17 protein-coding genes are annotated in these 21712 nt (G+C 42.1%); 7 read left to right on the top strand and 10 right to left on the bottom strand.

Annotated elements, in window-relative coordinates; all coding sequences use genetic code 11:
* Nucleotides 1-19: 19 nt before the first annotated feature.
* Nucleotides 20-1717 (top strand): bifunctional metallophosphatase/5'-nucleotidase, encoded by a 1698-nt coding sequence (locus HMJ38_RS22470; protein ID WP_194976696.1) that lies wholly within the window; start codon nt 20-22, stop codon nt 1715-1717.
* 134 nt (nt 1718-1851) lie between these two features.
* On the opposite strand, the gene HMJ38_RS22465 is transcribed toward HMJ38_RS22470, so the two are convergent.
* From HMJ38_RS22465 to HMJ38_RS22450, 4 genes are read right to left on the bottom strand one after another with little or no spacing between them, the layout of a single operon-like run.
* Nucleotides 1852-3117, bottom strand: coding sequence for an MFS transporter (locus HMJ38_RS22465; protein ID WP_194976695.1), 1266 nt, complete (start codon nt 3115-3117; stop codon nt 1852-1854).
* Complete coding sequence (locus HMJ38_RS22460; RefSeq protein ID WP_194976694.1) at nt 3114-3593, bottom strand: GNAT family N-acetyltransferase; 480 nt, start codon at nt 3591-3593, stop codon at nt 3114-3116. Before HMJ38_RS22460 ends, HMJ38_RS22465 begins: the two co-directional genes overlap by 4 nt.
* Before the next feature lies 1 nt (nt 3594).
* On the bottom strand, nt 3595-5274 hold the full coding sequence (locus HMJ38_RS22455; protein WP_194976693.1) for a glycoside hydrolase family 10 protein: 1680 nt from the start codon (nt 5272-5274) through the stop codon (nt 3595-3597).
* 8 nt (nt 5275-5282) lie between these two features.
* Complete coding sequence (locus HMJ38_RS22450) at nt 5283-5942, bottom strand: N-acetylmuramoyl-L-alanine amidase (RefSeq protein ID WP_194976692.1); 660 nt, start codon at nt 5940-5942, stop codon at nt 5283-5285.
* A gap of 167 nt (nt 5943-6109) precedes the next feature.
* On the opposite strand from HMJ38_RS22450, the gene HMJ38_RS22445 reads away from it, so the two are divergent.
* Entirely contained in the window at nt 6110-6859 is a 750-nt protein-coding gene (locus tag HMJ38_RS22445) for a DeoR/GlpR family DNA-binding transcription regulator (protein ID WP_194976691.1), read from the top strand.
* Between the two features lie 162 nt (nt 6860-7021).
* On the opposite strand, the gene hutG is transcribed toward HMJ38_RS22445, so the two are convergent.
* The 3 genes from hutG to HMJ38_RS22430 all read right to left on the bottom strand — a co-directional run bounded on the left by hutG (nt 7022) and on the right by HMJ38_RS22430 (nt 12847).
* Complete coding sequence (hutG, locus tag HMJ38_RS22440) at nt 7022-7972, bottom strand: formimidoylglutamase (RefSeq protein WP_194976690.1); 951 nt, start codon at nt 7970-7972, stop codon at nt 7022-7024.
* Nucleotides 7973-8208: 236 nt separating this feature from the next.
* Complete coding sequence (locus tag HMJ38_RS22435) at nt 8209-9675, bottom strand: Gfo/Idh/MocA family protein (protein ID WP_194976689.1); 1467 nt, start codon at nt 9673-9675, stop codon at nt 8209-8211.
* A 94-nt stretch (nt 9676-9769) separates the two neighbouring features.
* Nucleotides 9770-12847, bottom strand: coding sequence for a zinc-dependent metalloprotease (locus tag HMJ38_RS22430; protein ID WP_194976688.1), 3078 nt, complete (start codon nt 12845-12847; stop codon nt 9770-9772).
* Between the two features lie 391 nt (nt 12848-13238).
* On the opposite strand from HMJ38_RS22430, the gene HMJ38_RS22425 reads away from it, so the two are divergent.
* The 4 genes from HMJ38_RS22425 (at nt 13239) to HMJ38_RS22410 (ending at nt 16857) form a co-directional block, all read left to right on the top strand.
* Nucleotides 13239-13742, top strand: a complete 504-nt coding sequence (locus HMJ38_RS22425) for a winged helix-turn-helix domain-containing protein (RefSeq protein ID WP_194976687.1) — start codon at nt 13239-13241, stop codon at nt 13740-13742.
* A gap of 208 nt (nt 13743-13950) precedes the next feature.
* Nucleotides 13951-15390: a hypothetical protein gene (locus HMJ38_RS22420; protein ID WP_228780216.1), complete on the top strand. Its 1440-nt coding sequence runs from the start codon at nt 13951-13953 to the stop codon at nt 15388-15390.
* Between the two features lie 206 nt (nt 15391-15596).
* On the top strand, nt 15597-16556 hold the full coding sequence (locus HMJ38_RS22415; RefSeq protein ID WP_194976685.1) for a hypothetical protein: 960 nt from the start codon (nt 15597-15599) through the stop codon (nt 16554-16556).
* Between the two features lie 94 nt (nt 16557-16650).
* Entirely contained in the window at nt 16651-16857 is a 207-nt protein-coding gene (locus HMJ38_RS22410; protein WP_194976684.1) for a hypothetical protein, read from the top strand.
* 134 nt (nt 16858-16991) lie between these two features.
* Here the strand turns inward: HMJ38_RS22410 and HMJ38_RS22405 are convergent, their stop codons facing one another.
* Nucleotides 16992-17672 (bottom strand): hypothetical protein, encoded by a 681-nt coding sequence (locus HMJ38_RS22405; RefSeq protein WP_194976683.1) that lies wholly within the window; start codon nt 17670-17672, stop codon nt 16992-16994.
* 1121 nt (nt 17673-18793) lie between these two features.
* On the opposite strand from HMJ38_RS22405, the gene HMJ38_RS25575 reads away from it, so the two are divergent.
* Nucleotides 18794-18928 carry a hypothetical protein gene (locus tag HMJ38_RS25575; RefSeq protein ID WP_262892909.1) on the top strand — a complete coding sequence of 45 codons (135 nt, stop codon included), beginning with the start codon at nt 18794-18796 and terminating at the stop codon, nt 18926-18928.
* Between the two features lie 967 nt (nt 18929-19895).
* On the opposite strand, the gene HMJ38_RS22400 is transcribed toward HMJ38_RS25575, so the two are convergent.
* Nucleotides 19896-20303 (bottom strand): hypothetical protein, encoded by a 408-nt coding sequence (locus HMJ38_RS22400; protein WP_194976682.1) that lies wholly within the window; start codon nt 20301-20303, stop codon nt 19896-19898.
* Nucleotides 20304-20415: 112 nt separating this feature from the next.
* Nucleotides 20416-21159, bottom strand: coding sequence for a DUF4382 domain-containing protein (locus HMJ38_RS22395; RefSeq protein WP_194976681.1), 744 nt, complete (start codon nt 21157-21159; stop codon nt 20416-20418).
* Between the last annotated feature and the right edge of the window lie 553 nt (nt 21160-21712).

The following is a 21712-nucleotide window of genomic DNA, read 5'->3' as shown; positions in this document are numbered from 1 at the left end:
TTCAAATAACAAACCATAAATGAAAAATTCCAAAAGAGAATTTCTTAAAAAACTTGGTGCCCTGGGAGCGAGTTCAGGCTTAATCGGAGCAGGTTCTTTAGTAACCTCATGCGAATCACCGGATAAACAGTCAACCATGACAGGAGAACAAGATACGCCATCTGAATTTAAAGTTACCATTTTCCAAACTACAGACGTGCACTGTCAGATCCATCCACATGATGAATTGTTTTGGGAGGACGGTCAAATTGCCTTTAGGAAAACAGGTGGTTATGCCAATATACATACCTTTATTCAACAGGAAAGGGCAAAATCTGAACATTCATTTTTGATAGATACAGGGGATATGTTTCAGGGGTCTATGCTTTCTGTAAAAACAGAAGGAAAAGCTATCGTTCCCATCCTGAATGCTATGTCCTATGATTTGTATTCTCCGGGTAATTGGGAAGTGGTTTATAATAAGCGGCCCATGCAGCAATTGATGGGGGCACTTCATGCAGGAAAAGTTTGTGCCAATATGTACCATGACCTGGGAAACGGTGAAAGAGGCGAACTGATTTTTCCTCCTTATTACATTTGGCAAGTAAACGGCGTTAAGTTTGGCTTTATAGGTTATAATGATCATTTGGTTCCCAGAAGACAGTCTCCGGGATATAGTGAAGGGATTATTTTCACCAAGCCGGAAATGAATCTTGCCCACTATGTGGATGTATTGAAAAATCAGGAAAACTGTGCTTTTGTGGCCATCATGTCTCATATAGGTCTTTCCCAAGAAATAGCGCTTTCCAATAACCCTGCCTGCGAAGGTGTGGATTATATATTGGGTGCTGATACGCACGAAAGAGTCCGAAAACCCATTCAGGGTAAATATGCCAAGGTGGTGCAGCCGGGTGCATTCGGATCTTTCTTGGGCAAGCTTCAATTGCAGATCAATGACGGGAAAGTTGTGGGTGATACCTATGAATTTATGGAAATAGACGCAGATAAGGTTACGCCATCCCCAAAAATCACGAAAATAATTGATCAGGTAGAAGCACCATATAAGGAAGAAATCAATACTGTTGTGGGTTACAGCACCATACCACTTTACCGTTATTTTGTGATTGAAAACCCAATCGATACCATGGTGGTGGATGCTGTCCAATGGCAATTGCCTGAAGTGGATATTTCTCTTTCCAATGGATTTAGATTTTGTCCGCCAAATGCGACACCTGATGAAACGGGTAATATTCCAATTACAAGGGGTTTTGTTTATGATATGCTGCCTGTAAACAGTGTGATACGGACCGGTGAAGTTACTGGAAAACAGCTCCATGATTGGATGGAAAATGAGCTGAACAATGTATTTGCCGAAGATGCCGGAAAAAGATTTGGCGGTTGGGTGACCAAATTCAAAGGAATGGAAATCACTTTCAATGCATTTGGTGAAGAAGGTGAAAGAATTCAATCATTCACGGTCAAAGGTGATCCTTTGGACCTGAACAGAACCTATTCCATTTCTGCCTGTGAAAGAGATGGTGACCCTATGGACGTGGTATGTAGAATGAACAATGTGAAAAATGTTGTCAATACGCCGTATACACTTCACCAAGCGGTGTTAGGTTATTTGGCAGAAAACTCACCTGTCACCCCCACACCAAGAGGACATGCCAAAGCCTTGGATGCACCGGCGACTTTATTGAGTCAGGTTTCTGGGGTGGATTATGAGTTTAGGTAGTTAGTCCAGTTTTCAGTAGGCAGTCGCAGTAGGCAGTATGGGGGGGTGTCAAAGCAAACTGAGACTGCCAACTGAATACTGAACTCCCCCGCAGCTAAGCTTCGTACATGGTACTTTGTACTTGGTACAATCCTTCATCCCTTCTTCTTCCCATACTCATATGGAAACTTCACATATCGGACCATGAGTATTCCGGGGAAGGCGGCGATGACGATCCAGACAAAAAATCCGGGGTAGCCGAGTGCTTCTTGGATAAAACCTGAGGCCATTCCGGGAAGCATCATTCCCAAAGCCATAAAACCGGTGGCAATGGCATAATGGGAAGTTTTGGAAGGGCCTTCTGAAACATAGATCAGGTACATCATAAAAGCCGCAAATCCAAAGCCATACCCCAATTGCTCAATCACCACAACTGCCCCTGCATAGAAAGCAGATTCAGGTTGGAAATAAGCCAATACATAATAAAAGAAATTGGGAACATTGAGTGCCAAAATCATGGGCAGCATCCATTTCCCCAATCCGTCTTTGGAAATCACTATTCCGCCAATGATTCCTCCCAAGGAAAGGGCGATAATCCCGAAAGTCCCATAAATCAATCCCACATCTGAGGTGCTCAATGCCAAACCTCCGACTTCTCTGCTGTCCAGCAAGAATGGTGAGGCCATTTTAACCAATTGAGACTCTCCAAGACGGTAAAACAAGATAAAGGCCAAAGCGGTCCAGATTTCTTTTTTCCTGAAAAAGCTTTCAAATACTTTCCAGAAAGTCAGGCTTTCTTCTTTGACGTAATCTTTTGCTTTTTCCACATTCGGGGTGACCAGAAAGTTTACCAAGGTGAGGACCAAGATCAATGCAGCAATCATCACCATGGTGAGAGACCAGGCTTTTGTATTGTCTCCATATTTCACTTCCAGATACCCTGCAAAAATGACAAATAGCCCTTGCCCTGTGACCATGGCCACTCTATAAAACGTGCTGCGCAAACCAATAAAAAAAGACTGTTGCTCTTCTTTCAATGCCAAAAGATAAAAACCATCTGAGGCGATATCATTGGTAGCTGAGGCAAAGGAAGCCAACCAAAAAAAGGCAAGACTGATGACAAAAAACTGATTGGTGGGAAGTGAAAGACCCACACCCAAAAAGGCAAGAGAAAGTACCAATTGCATGGCTAGGAACCATTTCCTCTTGGTGCCATAAAGATCCACAAGCGGACTCCAAAAAGGTTTGATGACCCAGGGCAAATACAGAAAGCTCGTATAGAGTCCAATATCCGAATTCTCAACCCCAAGGTTTTTGTACATGATGACGGATACCGTTATTATCAATACATATGGGATTCCTTCGGTCAGGTACAATGGGGGAACCCAATACCAGGGGTTGTTCGGGATTGACTTTCTCATGCTTTCTTTCTGATCAGGTTTTGGTAGATACTGATTTCTGAGCCTTCGATGAGGATTGCATTTACTGTATTTTTATAGAAATCCGCAGGGCCGATTCCACCGATAATGGCGTAAGCATAGCCCATTTCTTTTAAAGCGAGAAGACTTTTGACCAATAATACTTTCCCTATGCCTTTTCCTCTCATACTTTCCAATGTCCCGGTTGGTCCGAAGAAGTTCTTCGCGGTGGATTCAAAGCAGGCAAAGCCGAGGATCTCATTATCCTTTTGGGCAATGTAGCAATTGACAGGAAGGTGGGAAAATGCAGCTTCTGTTTCGTTTTTCCAATATTGTCCAAAATGCTCCATCACCCAATCGCAGATATAGGATTTTTCAGGTGGAATGGGTCTTCTGAAAACTATGTTTTCTTTCGCCAACTGTTGTTCTTTTTCTGAGATATCCGGAAGATCCATTAGCCGGACAAGCATATCTTTCATTTTATTGCAATTGAAGGGTTCTTTGGATTTCAAAAACCATCGGTTTGCTTTCTTTGCCAAATCTGTCCAGAAAGCTCAATGCTACATATTTTGGATTGTTCGGGGTCAGTACCGGGAGTAGCATCCTGTTGCTGTCGTCCAGGTATATTTTTTGGGTGATGGTATTTTCATTTCTTTTTTGGAGGTCCTGAATGGTAGGGGAGACATGTATGACTGCAAACCTATAATCAGGATCCAAGACTTGTGGGAATTGGAAGGCAAACCCATTCCCATGGGGAATCAAAATCGGTGTTTGAGGCTCTTTTGAATTTGGATAGGTTTCAAATATATCGGGAGTCAAGACAGCTTGTTGGTAATGGTTTTTGTACAGAAGATCTGCCACATCTCTATTTTGAAGATACATGGACTTGGCACTGAAATACGCATTTCCAGAGATATTTGGGGTGATTTTTGACAAACCGATCTGATTGGGGACTTCCATGGGATTGTCCCAAGCCTTATCAGCATTGTTCCGGATTTTATAGGGGCCGTTTCCGATATAAATCTTGGTATCATTGCTGTTTTTGGACCACCAACTGATCAATTCACGGTGAGAGGCCAGGTCATAATCCATGCTCCAATACAATTGGGGGATCAGGTAATCAATCCAACTGTTTTTCATCCAAGTCAGCACATCTGCATAGAGGTCATCGAAATTGGTCTGTCCCGCTTGGGTATTTGATCCATTGGGATCTATTTCCTTATTTCTCCAAACCCCAAATGGACTGATACCAAATTGTACCCATGGTTTTTCAGATTTGATGGTCTCTTGGACTTCTTTGACCAAAAGGCTGACATTTTCCCTTCTCCAATCATCGAGTTTTTGACCTTGCCGGCCATATTTTTTAAAGGTTGCCCCATCATCAAAAACAACTTTATCCACTTTGTAGGGATAGAAATAATCATCAAAGTGTATGGCGTCCACATTATAATGCTGCACTACTTCCCTGATGATATTGACCAAATGTGCTCTTACCTCAGGAAGTCCGGGGTTATAATAATACTTGGTATCGTACTTGACCATCCAATTTTTATGTTTGAAAAAATCATGCTCAGGACTGAGGAGTTTGGTGTCAAGATTCATGGTAGCTCGGTAGGGGTTCAGCCATGCGTGGAATTCCAACCCTCTTCGATGTGCTTCCAATATCATCCAAGAAAGCGGATCTTCTGTTGTATTGGGTTTTTGGCCTTCCTTTCCTGTCAGATATCGTGACCATGGCGCAAAGTTGGAGGGATAAAATGCATCTCCTGAAGTCCTGATCTGAACGATGACTGCATTGAAATTGAGTGATTTATAATAATCCAACAATTTGATAAAATCTTCCTTTTGCTTGTTGAAGGGGTCGGTAGGACTGCTAGGCCAGTCAATATTGGCCACTGTTGCAATCCATACCCCTCTGAACTCCCTAGGACTTGGGGTCAATTCCAACTCTAAAGTCTTATAAAATTCAGGTTGATCGGGCATTGTCACGGTTTTTGATGGGTAGGTGGTTTCATTGCCCTGCGGTCCCGTTCCGCGGATAGTTCCCCGTTCTCTCTGATCAGTAGTTGTGGTAACTGTTTTGCAGGATTGTAAAAACAATGTAAAGCAAAGTAGATAAATAAATGTTCTTGAAATTTGAATCAGGTAATTTGGTTTCATTTTTTGGCTTAGGGTTTGCTTTTTAAGTTCAGGTCACTGAGTTTTTTTCTCAGCTGTTTCATGAATTTTGGTCCGGGGTCCTGTTTTTGGGTCAGGTAATTGGGGTCTGTTTCTTTCCAGATTTCAGTGCCCTGAAAATCATAGTATTCATGATGTCCGATCATATAGGTCAGTTTATGCTTTTTATGTAGGTATCTGATGAGGTCTGCATTTGCCTTCAATTGAGCTTTTGTCAGTGGATCCTCGGGTCCTCCGATATTTTCAATACCAATAGCCGTATAGTTTAATCCAATGGTATGCCTTCCAAAAGTGGTGTCCGGCAAAAGCCTGAAAATCGTCCCATCTCTATCCACAAGAAAATGGGCGGAAACATTTAAGTTACTGGCAGTGGTCAATTCAGGCCTTCCACCCAATTGAACAGGATTGAAAACATTGAACGTGGCCTCCAAAGTAGGTACAGCTGTCCAATGAACCACCACCATGGTCGGTTCGATCGTCGCCGTTTCCTTGTCTAGCCCATGCCTGACTTTGAGGTATTCCAGGGAAAGTTTTTCTCTTTCTTCATCGAAAACTATGGGTTTTTCGAAGATTCTAAAAGTTGGGGCATTGCATGAAAAGATCAAAGAAACAAAAGCAAAGAGCAAATAGAGATTTCTTAATGTTCTCATTCGTGAGGGTATTTGGGAGGTTTGGCAATCAATTCTGAATATATCGCTAAAATACATGAATTTATCAGAGCAACCTTCAATTTCGAATTGCAATTATTTGCTGTTTTAGTTTTTTTTCTTCTTATTAATGATTTAATCCTTGCAAAAAACAGAAGCCCAATACCAATATGCTCAAAGAAGAACGTCAAAAATATATCCTGGATCAGGTGCATCTTCACCATCGGGTCTTACTCAATGACTTATCAGAAGCATTGAACGTTTCCATTGATACTGTCAGAAGGGATGTGAAAGAACTGCATAAGGAAAAGAAGCTCAAGAAAGTACATGGGGGAGCGACATCCTTTGGTTTTATGACTTTCTCCAAAAATGACGGAAATGTTTATTTGCAATCGAAAAAAATCATTATAGCTGAAAAAGCAGCTTCACTTTTGAAGTCAGGCCAGATTATTTTGATGAGCGGGGGGACCACAAACCTTGAATTGGTCAAAGTTTTTCCAAGAAAGATTGAACTGACGGTGTTTACGCCCAGTCTTCATATTGCGTTGGAGTTGATGGAGTTTCCAAATGTAGAGGTGATTTTCCTGGGTGGAAAACTACTTCATGAAGCCAAGTTCGCCATCGGGGGTACGGTGGTCAATTCACTTTCCCAGATCCGGGTTGATATGTTGTTTTTGGGAACAGGTTATCTTGATCCCAAACATGGATTGACGGAGTTTGATTGGGAGGTAGTACAGGTAAAAAAAGCGATGATTGAATCTGCCAAAAAAACGGTCATACTTTCTGTTTCTGATAAGTTGCATTCTGTCCAAAGATATCAGACATGCGATTTGAATGCCATTGATATTCTCATCACAGAATTGAGTCCCATTGATGCATTTTTGGATCCTTTTAGAGAGTTTCCGATAGCGCTGCTTTAAAAAAAGGTGTAGGCTTATAATACAGATTCTGAGATTGAAGTAGGTGTGTGTTGGAACGCTGATGACGCTGATTTGACTGATTTTCACTGATTTTTTTTATCTGCGTAAATCTGCAAAATCAGCGTCATCTGTGTTCAATAAACAATTGATTGATATCAAGAATTACAAAAGCTTTCTCAACACAAACTCCACACACCTTGCTGCTAGTCTGGCAGTGGTATTGTCTTGGTCATATTCAGGATTCAGTTCTACCACATCCACGCTGATCAATTTGCCGGAGCCTGCGATCCATTCGAAAACTTTAAAGGCAAGTTCAGGAGAAAAACCCATCGGGGAAGGTGCACTGACCCCGGGTGCATAGGCTGATGAAAACCCATCCAAGTCAATGCTCAGGTAAATTTTATTGACGCTATTGCAAAAATCATTTAAAACCAGCACGATATTTTCCCAGTTGGAAAGCGTGAAATCTTCCATCTCCATCCAATTCACCTTTAATTGTTTGGCGGTATTGAACAGGGAGGAGGGGTTTGCAGCACTTTGAACTCCAAGGCAGAGGTAATGAAAATCAGATGGGTAGGCTTTGGCCAATTGAAAGAAGGGAGAACCTGAATGTCCTTGGCCATTTACCAAAGCCCTCAGGTCAAAATGGGCATCCAAATTGATGATTCCGAGTTTCTCACCTTTGGTTTTCACATGATTTAATATTCCACGCCCATGGGCAAATGCCAGGTCATGTCCACCGCCCAGCAAAACCGGAAAAACCTTATCGGCCAAAAGTTCTGAAACCGTTTCGGTGATGAGGTCATGGCTTTCCTCCATATTATTATCCAAAGTGACAATATCACCCAGATCAAAAATTTGGGGTTCATTGGGGAGGTGAAAGGCCATAGGAGCCATCATTTTCCGAATGGCAATTGGACCGTTTGCAGCGCCTCGTCTTCCTTGATTTCTGGAAACACCCTCATCTCCGGCATAACCAAGCATCGCGACCTTTCTCCCCTTGGATTCTATTGGCAATTTTAATTCCTCCAGGCATCGAACTGCCTGATGCCAATATTGAAGATCTTCGGAGCTTCGGCCTATCCAGATAGATTTGGGTGTGGGTTGGTGCAAGGGTTTTGTTTTATGAATGAAGTGTCAAGTTCTGATTTAAATTGATCATTGGAGATTCTTCACTTCGCTGAATGGTTTGTTTTCAATTTAAGAATTTTTCATAGCTCGTTCAGAATGACGGCGCAGGGAGACATGACACCCTCATCCCTGACTTCCGGCAGGCAGGCGTATTCACTCTTCTCCCGTCTTCCAACTTCTTTCCTCAACATCGGTCATCGGTCATCGGTCATCCAACCCTACATCTCAAAACCTTTTCTATGTTCTCTTCCCACAAACTGATTTGCTTCCTCCAAATTGGTGATCAACATGTTGTCCCCATCCCAAAGCAATTTTTTCCGACCGTAAAACTCCATTTGACCTTTGCTGTTTTCTCTTCTGAGCATGTAGCTTCGAATCGCCAGGTTTCCCATCAACACTGTTTCTGTCATGGGACCAGCATAATCGAAAGAAGAAGTCAAGCCTTTGTGTTCAGCACTGCCAAAGCCGGCCTTACAGGCATCCACCCATTTTCTTTGGTGTCCATATTCAGGTTCAATGTTCTCCTCCGTTTCAGGGCCAAATTCTGTTGTTCCATCATTAAGATAGAGTTTTGGCATCAGCGGGGAACTGTCATTGATGTTGGTTGAGATAATTCCTTTTTCTCCCATAATGAGTACGCCATTGGCACTGCCTTTTCCGCCTATATCATGATCTGCGGGAATGATATCAGGGTGGGAAGGTCTGATACCTCCATCACTCCATGTCATTTCTATGGGAGATTGGCTTTTATCCGTTGCTGCAAAGTGAAGGGTGATGAAAGATGATGCAGGACAACCTTCAGGATTATAATCAGGGGTCCACATACGGGAGAATACTGTTCCTACGCTACATTCGGCACTTTTTGGATAGTGCAATCCCAATGTCCTGAAAGGAATGTCAATCAAATGGCAGCCAACATCTCCAAGGGCGCCTGTACCATAATCCCACCAACCTCTCCAATTGAATGGGTGTAAATTCGGGGTAAAAGGAATTTCCGGAGCCGGGCCTAACCAAAGGTCCCAATGCAGGTCATCGGGTTTCTTACTGGGTTCGGGTTGAGGAAAAGCAAATCCTTGGGGCCAAACAGGACGGTTGGTCCAGACCTGTACCTTGGATATTTTGCCCAACTTACCTGAATCCACCCATTTTTGGACCAAGTTTAAATATTCATTGGAACCGCCCTGATTGCCCATTTGGGTGACAACTTTTTGTTTCCTTGCCATTTCGGTCAGCATTCTAGCTTCCTGAATGTTATGGGTCATGGGTTTCTGAACATAGACATGTATGCCCTTTTGCATGGCCATGGCGGCAGCAGGACCATGGACATGGTCAGGTGTGGAAATGGTCACGGCATCAATATCTTTTTCTTTATCCAGCATTTCCCGGTAATCTGCATATAATTTGGCTTTGGGAAAATTCTCCACAGATCTTTTTGCTGAACCTGAAAAATCCACATCACAAAGTGCAATGACCCTTTCACGGCCGTTGACGGAAGCATTCATGATGTCGCTTGAACCTTTTCCTCCTGCACCTATGGCTGCGAGGTTCAATTGGTCGGAGGGGGCGGTAAAACCAACGCCCCCGAGCACATGTCTAGGAACGATAAAAATGGACGAGGCAATGGCTGCGTTTTTGATAAACTCCCGACGGGAATTACCTTGAGCAATGTTCTTGGGTTTTTTCATGGATCTGTAAGGGTTAGCGTTTTCTCACGCCTTACAAGATAGAAATCCAAGTCTTTAAATCCAATCCCGATTGTGGGATCGGAAGATTTTCTTTTTAATGTATAAAGAGCTTTTTGGTTTCTGCGATATTTCTGCTGTTGATTTTGATGATGAATAGACCTTTGGAAAAGTTCTTCGAACTGAAGGTATAGGTTTGGTTCAGGGTATTGGGATAGTCGACATTGTGGACCATCGTTCCATTGCTACTGATGATCTGAATGTTGACATTTTCAAAACTTCTGAGGTTGAACGAAATATTGAACAGGTCCCTGGCAGGATTTGGGAAGAGTACGGCATTTCCAACTTCAGGTCTTACCGGTTGAGGGTCAGCCCTGAGGAAAAACTCAAAGTTGTCAAAATATATCGGGCTATTGGATTCTTCTCCGTTTTCGATGACAATGGACATCCTGCCATTTAACTCTCCTTTTCCCGTAAATTGGGACAAATCAACAAATTCTCTTCTAAACTCGCTGGGATTGTTTGGATTGACAGTAGGTCCTGTTACTGTGGAGATTTCGGAACCTGTTTTTCTCCAAATTTCAGTATAGGTGTTGCCTGCGTCCTGGCTTCCGAGGATTCTTAAGACTGTATTGGGACTTATCTGACCTGCTGCCATGTCAAAAAGAATACTTGCCTGAGAACTCCTTGAAAGATCCAAAAGCGGAGTACCAAACCAATAAGAATTGTTTGGAAGGGTATTTTGAAGAACTAGGACATTGTCCCCCAATGTGCCTGATTGATTTGAAGTCAGGGTAAACGCCGGTGCATTTCTTTGCGGATTGAGGCTAATCCATGGTCCTACCTGTGACCTATTGATGAAACTTTCCCGCCAAGGGGATTGAATCCTGTCCTGGTCATGGATGATATGCCGAACTATCTGTCTTGGCTGTTCAGGTTCATTTTGATCCCAATTTGGAAATAAAGCTGTAAAATTAAGGATGTTGGGACCTTCACCCGTTGATTTGGGGAGTACAAGGTCTACGGATTGGCCTACTTGGATATCTCCTGAAAACACATATAATTGGGCAGCGCCGTTGTTGGTCTGTCTTCTCAGGACCAAATTACTTAAAGGTAAGTTTCCTGTATTGGTAATGTTAATCGATTCTTCGGTCGTGGCAATAGAACTGATCGGAAACGGTAAAGTCAGTTCATTGATTGTAACATCGTAGCGGTATTGTTGTTGGTCCAATATTTCCAAATCTTTGATGTAGATGTTGTTGCCATTGTCATTTTGGTTGATAATGGCCACCCTGACATCAGAAAGCCCGGCATAAGCGCTCAAATCGAGTATTTCTCTTCTAAATTGGTTTTGGCTGGTTGGGATAAATTCACTTGAAATCAGTTCCGAAGTACTCAAAAACCGCCAATCTTTGGCATAATTGGCATTGATGATTTCAAAATTATTTCCACAATCCGTAGATACGGCCACGATCAGAAAGTCAGACGAGTCATCATCGGACCTCGCGGCATGGGCCATCATGAAAGTCAGTTGTGCATTGGTACTATTGGTCAGGTCTATCCTAGGCGAAATCAAGAAATCCCTTTGTCCAATATCTTCATAATTGAAATTCTTCACCACCAAGGCCCTTGAGGTTTGCCCGTCCAAGGTCAATTCAGTCTTTTCCCAAGTCAGTGAATCATCAGGATTTTGAATGAGCCAATTGATGCCAATGTCATCCAAATTAAGCGCATATGGAATTGAAATTTCAGGTTGTAAAGCAGGGGAGGATGTTCTTGTATTGTTTAATGGATTTGCATCGGCCACACTGTTGACCAAAATGATATTGATCTCAATATTATTTCCGGTCGCGGGTAGGGTGATGGGATCAAATTCCAGTATTTCTTCTTCCAATTCTCCCAAATCCATTTCAAAGTCCTTGGTCTGAAGGATATTTCCATTATTGCTGATAGATAGACGGGCCGAGCTGACCCTGTTGGTACCGAAATTCAGGACTTCAACTTTTGGGTTAAATTCCAAATTACAGAATAAGTCCGAAGGTTCAATCAACCGTTCAATGGCCAAATCATTTTCAAATCTCGCAGGGGCAATGGTTCCACGGCTATTGACCAAACTTGCTCTAAACGGACTTTCTGCCAATACCACATCGAACCGTTCTACCTGACCTAAGGTAAATAAATTATAACAATCGTTGCTGGTATAATCCATAAAATTCTCACTCATATCCTTGCTGCCGCATGAAAATTTTGGATCTACAAATCTGCAAACAAAGTTATTTGCTTCAAATTGAGCAGGGGTATCTTCCACAAAATCATCGATATCACAACCTGAAATGTCATTATTTCCCGGTCCCCAAGTGTGGTGCAAGCCAAGAAAATGACCAATCTCATGTGTCAAGGTCCTTCCGTTTGATTCTGGGTCTGCATTTCCGCCTCCACCAAACCAAGGATAATTCATCCATACTCCATTGAAACCCTCAGGCAGAACCTGAGTGGGTGAACCCGGTAGATTTGAAAAGGGCAATCTTGAAAATCCCCGCAGTCCGGCGGAAGTAAATGTCATCACCCATATATTCAAATATTCTTCTGCCGGCCATAAGGAAGTTTGCCAAATAAGGCTTGCTTGTTCAACATTGTAGCTATTCCTTGGCCCCTGAACCCTGACCACGCCATCAGTAGGTCTTCCTCTTGGGTCCTGTCTAGCCAATACAAATTCTATTTGTGCATCTGCTGCGACGGGAAGGAATTCAGCAGGGGTATTGGATGCGTCAGGATTTAATCTCCTGAAGTCCTCGTTCAACACGCGAATTTGGGACTCTATCTGCTCCAAAGGAATATTGGCGCCGGTCCCGATGGGGGTACCATTATGGATGACATGAACGACCACAGGAATTACTCTTGGGTTTTCCTGCTTTCTCTGAATAGCTTGATTTCTTTTACCCTCAGCAATCTTTTCCTTCATCCAAGGTTCAAATGATTCAGGCGTATTGATGATACCGTATTTTTCTTCCAGGATTTTCTCAAAATGATAGGTGCCACAACTTTCGTCATGCACATGTTCTGTTTGGTATAGTTGTCCAAAAAAAGCCTGGGCGAAACTGTTTCCTAGTGTAAAAAACACAAGAGAAGCAGTAATTAAGGAGGATTTTAGTGATAAAGATTGTAGAGGATGCATGCTGATCGAGGAGTACTTGAGGAATCTTAAATGTCAAAATGTAGAACATGGGAATGTTCCAACAGTTTTGAAAATTGCATTTTTTTGAAAACTAATTCAAAATCACAATAAATAAAAATGTTTTTTTCATGCCAAGTGAGAATTTAAATTAAATAGGACTTCTGATTTAAAATCCACTTTTAATTGTTTGTCTTTCAATTTTCTTTTTCTGATCCGAACGGATTGAAAAACATCTTGTTTGTAAGTCCATTTGGCGATTTAAAATTCAGTTCAAAATATTTGGATAAGGATGTTCACCGAGTAATTTTGTTATTGATGAGTAATTTTTTTACTCGGAGTGGGAAGGAGGGTAGATTGTAGATTTTATTCACAACAAAAAGACCAATAGACTTTGCTAGAATCACTGGTTACATCCAAAACGCGTATTAAGTTGTTGTTGAAATTCTTTTCATACGACAACGCAGCATACCTGCGTGCTTTGGCGAAAGAGTTTGACGAATCTACCAACGCAGTGAGGGTGGAGTTGAACAGATTGACGGATGCAGGGCTATTGACTGCAGGCAATGAGGGTAAAACCATCATGTACAGGGCCAACCATCAGCATCCGTTTTTTACGGAGATCAAAAATATGGTTTCGAAATTTTTGGGTTTGGATCAGCTTTTGGAACAGGTGGTAAGGCGCTTGGGGAATGTACAGAAAGCTTATATCATCGGTGATTATGCCCAAGGAATAGATTCCGGGACGGTCAAACTGATTTTGATCGGAAGGGACATCGACCTGGAATACCTGGATTTTTTGGTGCAGAAGACCTACGAAAAAGTAAAAAGAAATGTAGATGTCAAGGTACTGGAAGAAGAACCTACCGAGATCACAGGTTTATTGGTTTATGGTTGATAAAAAAAATGATTTACTTATAATTAACAGAAGCACCCAAAGCCTTTTAAAGTAACGAATGACGGACGAGGGATCACCCACGGAGCCAAAAAAACCTATTTAAACCAAATTTTGGAATGAAATTGTCATCTACTGGCATCATTGCATACATACATATAAAATAATAGATAATTTAGCCAAATATTAATCACCTCATAAGTTTACAGATTTGCAACGAAGTATTTTTATTTCTGTCCTATTGGCAATAGTGATCTTTCAGATATTGGGAGAAAAGGTACCCATCCATGAAGGGGCCTATGGGGATGGGCTGTTTTATAGAGAGGTAGCCGTTTCCTTTTTGGATCAAATTGAAGATGAAAGCTATAATATCATTCAGATTCAAAGATTGCTACCCTTTGCGATGGTGAATATGATTTTTTCCTTGTTTGGCTTTGACCATGATTATGATAGCCTGATGAGTGGGATGTTGATTTTTCATTTCCTGATGCTGACTCCCGGGATCTACTGGTATTTTTCCCTTGGCAAAAAAATGCGGCTGAGAAGTTCATTGATCTTTTTGGGCTTTGTGCTGCTATTTGTGAATTTTGCTATCCTGAAAGAAACCTGGTACAATCCTTTTTCCACTGATTTCACGGGTTTGATCTTGGGCATAGGACAGGTCAATTATTTTGTGAGGCATGAAAGGCAAAAGCTTTTTCTGGTTTCCATTATTGGAGGGTTTGTTTCGCCCACCTTGTTGCTTACAGGTCTGATTCTGATCTTTTTACCAAGTGATTTTATGCAAATGCATGAGGGAGAGAGGCCAAAATCCCTTTTCCCTGTGTTGGCTTCAGCGGTATTGTTGTTTCTTCTCATCATGGTCAGTGCCTTCACGGGACGTTTTGCTACCGGAGAGACTTGGGACATAGTACTGCACAAGCTTTCCTTGCTGGCAATGGTCGCTTTTGTATTTGTTTTTATGTTCAAAAACACCATTCAGTGGAAGGAAAGTTGGCAACTGTTCCGGAAAAAACTTAAATCACAGAAAGCCATCAGACTGATGACGATCTTATTGGCTTTTGTCTTTATTGTATTTCTATTGTCCGGAAGCAACCAAAATATCCATATAGAAAGTTTGGCCCAAGCTTATTTCGGGGATATGCTTCGGTATCCTTTGGATTTCCTGGTGGGTCATCTGCTATATTTTGGATTCCTTATTCCACTTTCCCTGGTGTTTTTCCCAAGGATGATCAAAGAAATGGCCAAGTTGGGAATGGGCTTTACAGTGCTTTGTCTTATCTTCTTTGTCCTCTTATTAAATCCGGAATCCAGGTTGTTGATGCCGTTTATACCTTTTCTGGTCTTTTTGTTGTTGAAGGCAGTGAGAACCTACAGGATATTGGATAAGGATTTGTATGTGGTGGGAGGCCTGAATATATTACTGTCAACTTTTTGGTTGCCTCTGAATGTGAATGAGATGTCAGCGTCCCTGATGTCGGTGCAAAAAGAGGTCATAAACGCTTTTCCCGCGCAAAGGTATTGGATGCATTTTGGTGATATGATGTCTTTTCCTGTGTATTTTGTGGGGGGGATACTTTTCTGCCTCTTGGTGTATGTAGCGTATAGGGGGAAAAGTAGGTATATTAGGTTGAGGAAAGAGGAGTCTTAGGTTTTAGTGGGCAGTGTTCAGTTGGCAGTGTTCAGTAGGCAGTGTTCGGTAGGCGCAGTGGGCAGTGTTCAGTGGGCAGTTTGCAGGAGGGTTGTGATAACCTTTGAGGTCTTTTTTCAGACCTCAAAGGTTTTTTGCTTAAGTTGGAGGTTAATACTTGGGTTGGTGGGGGCGGTCGCTCATAAAATAAGAAAAAAGCTATTTAGATGTCTGAATCATTGTTGTTAAAACCGTACCAACCCGAATTGAAAGCCGATTGGGATGCAGTGGTGGGGTCAAGTATCAATGGGACTTTTATCCATACAAGGGATTTTATCGCGTACCATGGAAATAGATTTAAGGAATGTTCCTTGATTTTTTATTGGCTGGGAAAGCCTGTTGCGGTATTTCCAGCTGAGTATTCAGATGGCCATGTTTTTTCCCACCGGGGACTGACGCACGCAGGTTGGATCGTCTGTAAGGACTTGGAGGAGGGGCAGCTCGAGCAGATTTTAAACACTACCTTTCAATACTTTGAGCGGCTTGGCTTTCAATCTTTGGAAGTCAGGTCTGTACCTGATTTTTTTTGTTTGGGAAGCAATTCGGCATTAAAAACAAGCATCCAAAAATTTAAGCCCGAAATCGTCAGCAAACCAATCTTTCATGCCACTCCCTTACCTTTTGAAATCTCGGATAGGGGGAGAAAATGGGGGAGAAAAAAAGCGGTTTGCCAAGGCCTAAGGGTAGCGGAAACCGATGATTTTGAAGGTTTTTGGAACAATGTCCTGGAACCTCATCTTTGGGAAAAATTCCAAAATAAGCCTGTCCATCAGTTGAAAGAAATCCGCTATTTAAAATCCTGTTTTCAAGAAGAAATCAAACTATTTGCTGTTTATCGGGAAACGGAAATGTTGGCGGGAACAGTCCTCTTCCTTCAAAATAAGGTAGTCCATTGCCAATATATCGCGAGTACAGCCAAAGGAAGGGAAAGCCGGGCGCTTGACCTGCTTTTTGATGAGTTGCTGGACAAATTCAATGTTGACAAATCTTACCTGAGTTTGGGAACATCCTTGGATGCCAGGACAGGTAAACCAATACCGAGCCTGGTAAAATGGAAGGAGAGTTTGGGGGGGCAGGGAGTTGAGGGGTTGGTGTTGAGGTGGGAGGGAGGAGAAGGTAGATTTTAGAAGGTAGATTTTAGAGTGATGGAGGAGGGAGGATGAGGGAGGTGATTGTAGATTTTAGAGGGTAGATTTTAGAGTGAAGGATGAGGGGTGAAGGATGAAGGAGAAAGGAGGAGGGATGAAAGGAGATGGGAGAGGTGAGAAAGGGGAAAGGATGGTTGTCAGGGGGATAGGGGAGACGAAGCTTGTGTGGAAGAATGAGGGGGGATTTATGGTCTGCTTGATGGCTGGAAGAAAGAGAAATAAAACCTCTAGAAATGGCAGGAATGATAGCCCGGTAATTTTTACCGGTAGTAAAGATTAGGTTTGAATCCTAAAGTCCCTTAGGATTTCCTGCGGAAACAGGGACGATATGGAAATGGATAAGACATCCAAAAAAACTTTTATTGGGGTAAATGGTCCGTTTACCCCGGTTGGGGTAGAACACCGCAAGGTTATTTACTTTGGTTCGAGTTTGACGTTTTGGCCATGCATGATCTGGGCGGCGATTTTTTGGTAGAGGGCCACATTATTGGAGGGGTTGATCAGGATGGTATCCGCTGTGAGTGCTGCATTTTCAAGGTCTTCGAAGGACAATTTCTCCAACCATTTGGAGGCGTTGATTTCAAAGATGAATGATGGATTGTCATTATCGTTGGCAGGGTTCTGGTTTCTGGTATCCAAAGCCTGTTCAAACCTCGGGTTGATATCAAAAAGTTCGATCTGTAAATTGAGCAATTCCCTTTTTTGGCTGAAATAGGCTGCATGGATCATGACAGCAGGCATTCCCGGAAAATCCATCAGTTCTATACCAAAGGTCAGGTTTTTATAATTGCCCTGAGGGACATTGATCTGAAAGTCCTCTGAATCATTTCCCTTGTCAAAGGATATCTTCTTTATTTCGTTGAATTTGATGTCGAGGTTTTTGCTGAAACTGCTGGTGATGTTATTTCCCTCGACGGTAAGGTCCAATTTCTTGATACAGATAAAACCTTCCTGTATAATGATATTGGGCTGGTCTGAAGGGAATAGCTCCATGGTGCCCTCGTATTTGCCTTTGATGTTAAAAGTAAGGCCAATGTAGTTTTCGTCAAGTTTGTGTGAAAAATAATCATGGGCAAAATGTTGGATAATGAGCATAGATCGAGCTAACTATTTTGACTTTAAAATATTGAGATAGATGTACAGTTAAACCATTCAATCACCTATACAGATCTAGTCAAAAACAACATAACGGAACTCTGGTTTTTGGGTGATCAGAGAACGAATAAATGATAAATTTTTGACAATTAATAATGATGATGGAAACTAATATCGTCTTTTGAGTGTGCTTTTTTTTTGATGTTTTTGGGTTGTTTTTTTATTTATAAAATATTGAAAATGAGTTTGATGATTGATCATTTGTAAAAAGTGCTTGATATTTTTGAAATGCAATAATTGAATATTTAGCATCTTTTTATTCGTTATGAAGAAATTTTGAAAAAAGTCGTTTTTTATTGCTGTTGGAGGTCTACTGGGTTTGTTTTGGGTTTTTTGTTCTGTGATTTGAGGGGGAGGTAGGTGGGGAGAATGGGCTTTCTTGCCCCACCCCGCCCTCCCCATCTGGGGAGGGAGTCTCTGTCCTGGAGGATATTTTAATGTTGGAAGGTTTTAGCACAGTAGGCTCATTGGTGTCTTTTCCGAATCGATGGCTATCAGTACGGGAGGGCTGAATATGCTTGGAAGTACAGGGTGAGGTGCTGAGAATCCTTTCGGTTTAATTCAACTTTGATGCACCGCCCCCTGGAGTCTTTATCATAGGGATATGGGATTTTTTAGGTTTGTGTTTGGGATTACAAATCCTTGTTATCTGGGTTCGGGAATGCAAATCCCGAACAACGGGGTAGAAGACCGGAGTTTGGAAACTCCATACTCAGAGGTCACGAAGCCAGAGTCTTCGGACAACTGCAGCAGCCCCGAAGTGGGCGAAATATGATTAGCCCCGGATAAGGTGCTGGGAATCCTTTCGGTTTCTTTTCACCCATGTGCACCGCAACCCGGGGTCAGAAGGCGTCGACGGATCAATTTCGGGACGGAGGCGTCTTTATTGGAACGGAGGTTTTTTACCGAAATGGAGGGGGGTTCTTTTTAAGAAGAATTTATTGATGCTCCTTTTTGTGAGTAACGTCTACCCCATTTTTCTTTCATTTCCTCTTTTACTTTTTTGCCCCGAGAAAATCGGGACAGGCTTTGACCAAAAAAGTAACAAAAAAGTCAAGACAATGGAAACCTATCAGCGCACAAGGCCAAGGCCGGCCCGGTCCATTGTCTTCCCGCCCACTACCCTGAGAAATGAGGGTTGGTTTCAAATTGAAGGTTCCTACGCAGCAGCCCCGAAGTGGGCGAAATATGATTAGCCCCGGGTAAGGTGCCGGGAATCCTTTCGTTTCTTTACACCCATGTGCACCGCAACCCGGGGTCAGTAGGCGTCGACGGATCAATTTCGGGACTGAGCCGTCTTTATTGGAATGGGAGGTTTTTTACCGAAATGGAAAGGGGATCTTTTTAAGAAGATTTTAATTGATGTTTTTTTCAGTGAGTGCCGTCTTTCCCAATTGATTTCCATCAATTCTCTTACTTTTTTGCCCCGAGAATCGGGAGGCGATTTATGATTATCTTGTCCGCCGTGGCGGAGCCCCGGGTAAGGTGCTGGGAATCCTTTCGGTTTCTTTACACCTATGTGCACCGCAACCCGGGGTTCGAAGGCGAAGTCATTCTAAATTTCGGGACGGAGTTGTTTTTATTGGAACCGGAGGTTTTTTACCGAAATGGACGGAAAGCCATATTCCGGAGAGAGAATTCTCGCCACAAATAGGACAACTGGATTCAGTTGAAAGACCGGAGTTTGGAAACTCTGTACTCAGAGGTCACGAAGCCAGAGTCTTCGGACAACTGCAGCAGCCCCGAAGAGGGCTAAATATCGGTAGCCCCGGTAAAGGTGCTGGGAATATCTTTCGGTTTAATTCAACCTTGATGCACCGCTGCCCGGGGTCTTTATCATGGGGATATGGGATTTTTTTAGGTTTGTGTTTGGGATTATAAATCCCGGTTATCTGGGTTCGGGATTGCAAATCCCGAACAGCGGCGTAGAAGACCGGAGTTTGGAAACTCCGCACTCAGAAGTCACGAAGCCAGAGTCTTTGGACAACTGCGGCAGTCTGAAGACTGCAACATTGTGGTCCAAGCCTGCCTACGGTAGGTAGGTCTGAAGACTTGAACCATGAGATGACCTGAACCATGGGGGACTGGTCAACTTGTGGCTTTTGGGTTTAAAAAAAAATTGGGCAGAAATAACCTTTCTGCCCAATTATACAAATATCAATTTTACTTTGAAAAAAACCAGCGTTCTACTGCTACTGAGTTGTCATTGGTTTCAGTGATGCTAAATACGAATTTGCTCGTGGAAAATTCCTCGATGGCAAATGCGGTAGTGGAGCCACCTGCAGTCAGAAAAAGATTTGAGTTGGTGTTTTCCCAATCAAAGCCACTACCTTCAAAATTACCGCCTAGATCTTCTCCTGTACCATCTTTTTTGAAAACTACCTGTCCCTGATTTATACTTTCGCTTTCACCGGTCAGGACTCCATCAACATAATCCTCTTGGACGTATCTGTCTATATTCCAAGTTCCTATGATCCATTTTTCAATATCCTGTGCATCATCTTGACAGCCCGCTAAAAGGAAAGCCGACATCAACATTGTCAGAAGAATGCTTTTGTTTAATCTATTCATGGTTACGAGTTTTTATAACTAATTTATATTTGTGCAATCAGTACAGCCATTTGCTTTTTTTTGTCTAAAATATACTGACCTGCCCAACACAGAGGTAAAATATCTACTTTTCTCAATCATCATATTTTTCTTCAAAGGCCTCGATTGCCTGTTCGAATTTTTCCCAAATCTGCTCAGCAAGATCAGTGTTTCCATCAGGGCCGCCTTCATAAATCTCAATAACGCCATCACCATTGCCATCTAGGGCAGAGGAAAGATCTATTCCGCCATTTTCTGGGTCAAAAAGCTTTGATAAATCGAATTCAACAAGTATCACACTTAACTCACTTGGTGTTAATACCACATTGTCACTATTCTCGAATTCTATTTCAATTTCATCGTTTTCTTCTGTCCAGAACACAAAGGGAATTTCTCCGATTAATCCTTTAATCACCACTGATTTGTTAAACATTTCAGAGTTGGGGTCTTCACTTTCCCGGATTTTAAATTCTATTTCATCGTAAGCAGCCACAGGTAAAGCAACATTGGCCAGCGTCTCGGTCAGGCCGCTTCCATCATCGAATAATTGTACTTCAAAGGGACCGTTAAGCTCCAAGTCTGAGGCAAAGGCATCTGAGGCGAAAAGCGGATCGTTATCGTCAAATTCAAGTTCTACCTCTTCAATGTTAACGACAAAGGAAGTAATCTGCACGGCATTTAATAATCTCCCTGAAGCCAAACCCGCAGCAGAACCGTAGCTGCCGGTAAAATTGATCCTTGCATTGTTGGCCGGAGTTTCCTCAGTCTTTTCACAGGAGAAAAGCACGATTGCTGTTAGCATTGCCAGCAGGCTGGTTTTTAGACTTAAGTTTTTCATAATTTTGTAGTTGAATTGAACATTTTTGTTAATAAACAAGCGAGATTTGATAAGGATTTATCTTATCCATTATTTAAAATTAGGTTGGGAATCAATAAAAAAAAAATTTGTATCAGTTCACTTTTATGGCCAAAAAACTGAAATATGGCTATTTTTGCCCCGTAAAACTTTTTCTTATTTCTGAAATACAAATAAACAATTGTAAGAAATTTTGAATTTTTTTTGATTATTTTAAAGGAACATCAGAGTTTGAGGTAATACTTCGGTTTGTTTTTATACACCGCCGCCCGGGGTCAGAAGGCGTCGACGGATCAATTTCGGGACTGAGCCGTCTTTATTGGAACGGGAGGTTTTTTACCGAAATGGAGGGGGTGTTTATCTTTAAGAGGTTTTTTTGAAGTGCTTTTTAGTGAGTACCGCTTTTCCCATTTGATTTCCATTAATTCTCTTACTTTTTGTCCCCGAAAAATCGGGGCAGGCTATGATACAAAAAGTAACGGTCGTGTACTGAAATAGGTTGACACAATTTAATTTAAAATTGTAAACCTATATA

It is taken from the genome of Aquiflexum lacus (assembly GCF_015476655.1).
Lineage (GTDB): Bacteria > Bacteroidota > Bacteroidia > Cytophagales > Cyclobacteriaceae > Aquiflexum > Aquiflexum lacus.
This window is presented reverse-complemented; position numbering and strand designations above follow the sequence as displayed.

Coding starts and splice junctions, on each gene's coding strand:
- HMJ38_RS22465 (WP_194976695.1), bottom strand. CDS start 3,117: ATGAGAAAGTCAATCCCGAACAACCCCTGGTATTGGGTTCCCCCATTG.
- HMJ38_RS22405 (WP_194976683.1), bottom strand. CDS start 17,672: ATGCTCATTATCCAACATTTTGCCCATGATTATTTTTCACACAAACTT.
- HMJ38_RS22455 (WP_194976693.1), bottom strand. CDS start 5,274: ATGAAACCAAATTACCTGATTCAAATTTCAAGAACATTTATTTATCTA.
- HMJ38_RS25575 (WP_262892909.1), top strand. CDS start 18,794: ATGGAAACCTATCAGCGCACAAGGCCAAGGCCGGCCCGGTCCATTGTC.
- HMJ38_RS22445 (WP_194976691.1), top strand. CDS start 6,110: ATGCTCAAAGAAGAACGTCAAAAATATATCCTGGATCAGGTGCATCTT.
- HMJ38_RS22430 (WP_194976688.1), bottom strand. CDS start 12,847: ATGCATCCTCTACAATCTTTATCACTAAAATCCTCCTTAATTACTGCT.
- HMJ38_RS22470 (WP_194976696.1), top strand. CDS start 20: ATGAAAAATTCCAAAAGAGAATTTCTTAAAAAACTTGGTGCCCTGGGA.
- HMJ38_RS22410 (WP_194976684.1), top strand. CDS start 16,651: ATGAAGGAGAAAGGAGGAGGGATGAAAGGAGATGGGAGAGGTGAGAAA.
- HMJ38_RS22400 (WP_194976682.1), bottom strand. CDS start 20,303: ATGAATAGATTAAACAAAAGCATTCTTCTGACAATGTTGATGTCGGCT.
- HMJ38_RS22460 (WP_194976694.1), bottom strand. CDS start 3,593: ATGAAAGATATGCTTGTCCGGCTAATGGATCTTCCGGATATCTCAGAA.
- HMJ38_RS22450 (WP_194976692.1), bottom strand. CDS start 5,942: ATGAGAACATTAAGAAATCTCTATTTGCTCTTTGCTTTTGTTTCTTTG.
- HMJ38_RS22415 (WP_194976685.1), top strand. CDS start 15,597: ATGTCTGAATCATTGTTGTTAAAACCGTACCAACCCGAATTGAAAGCC.
- HMJ38_RS22395 (WP_194976681.1), bottom strand. CDS start 21,159: ATGAAAAACTTAAGTCTAAAAACCAGCCTGCTGGCAATGCTAACAGCA.
- HMJ38_RS22435 (WP_194976689.1), bottom strand. CDS start 9,675: ATGAAAAAACCCAAGAACATTGCTCAAGGTAATTCCCGTCGGGAGTTT.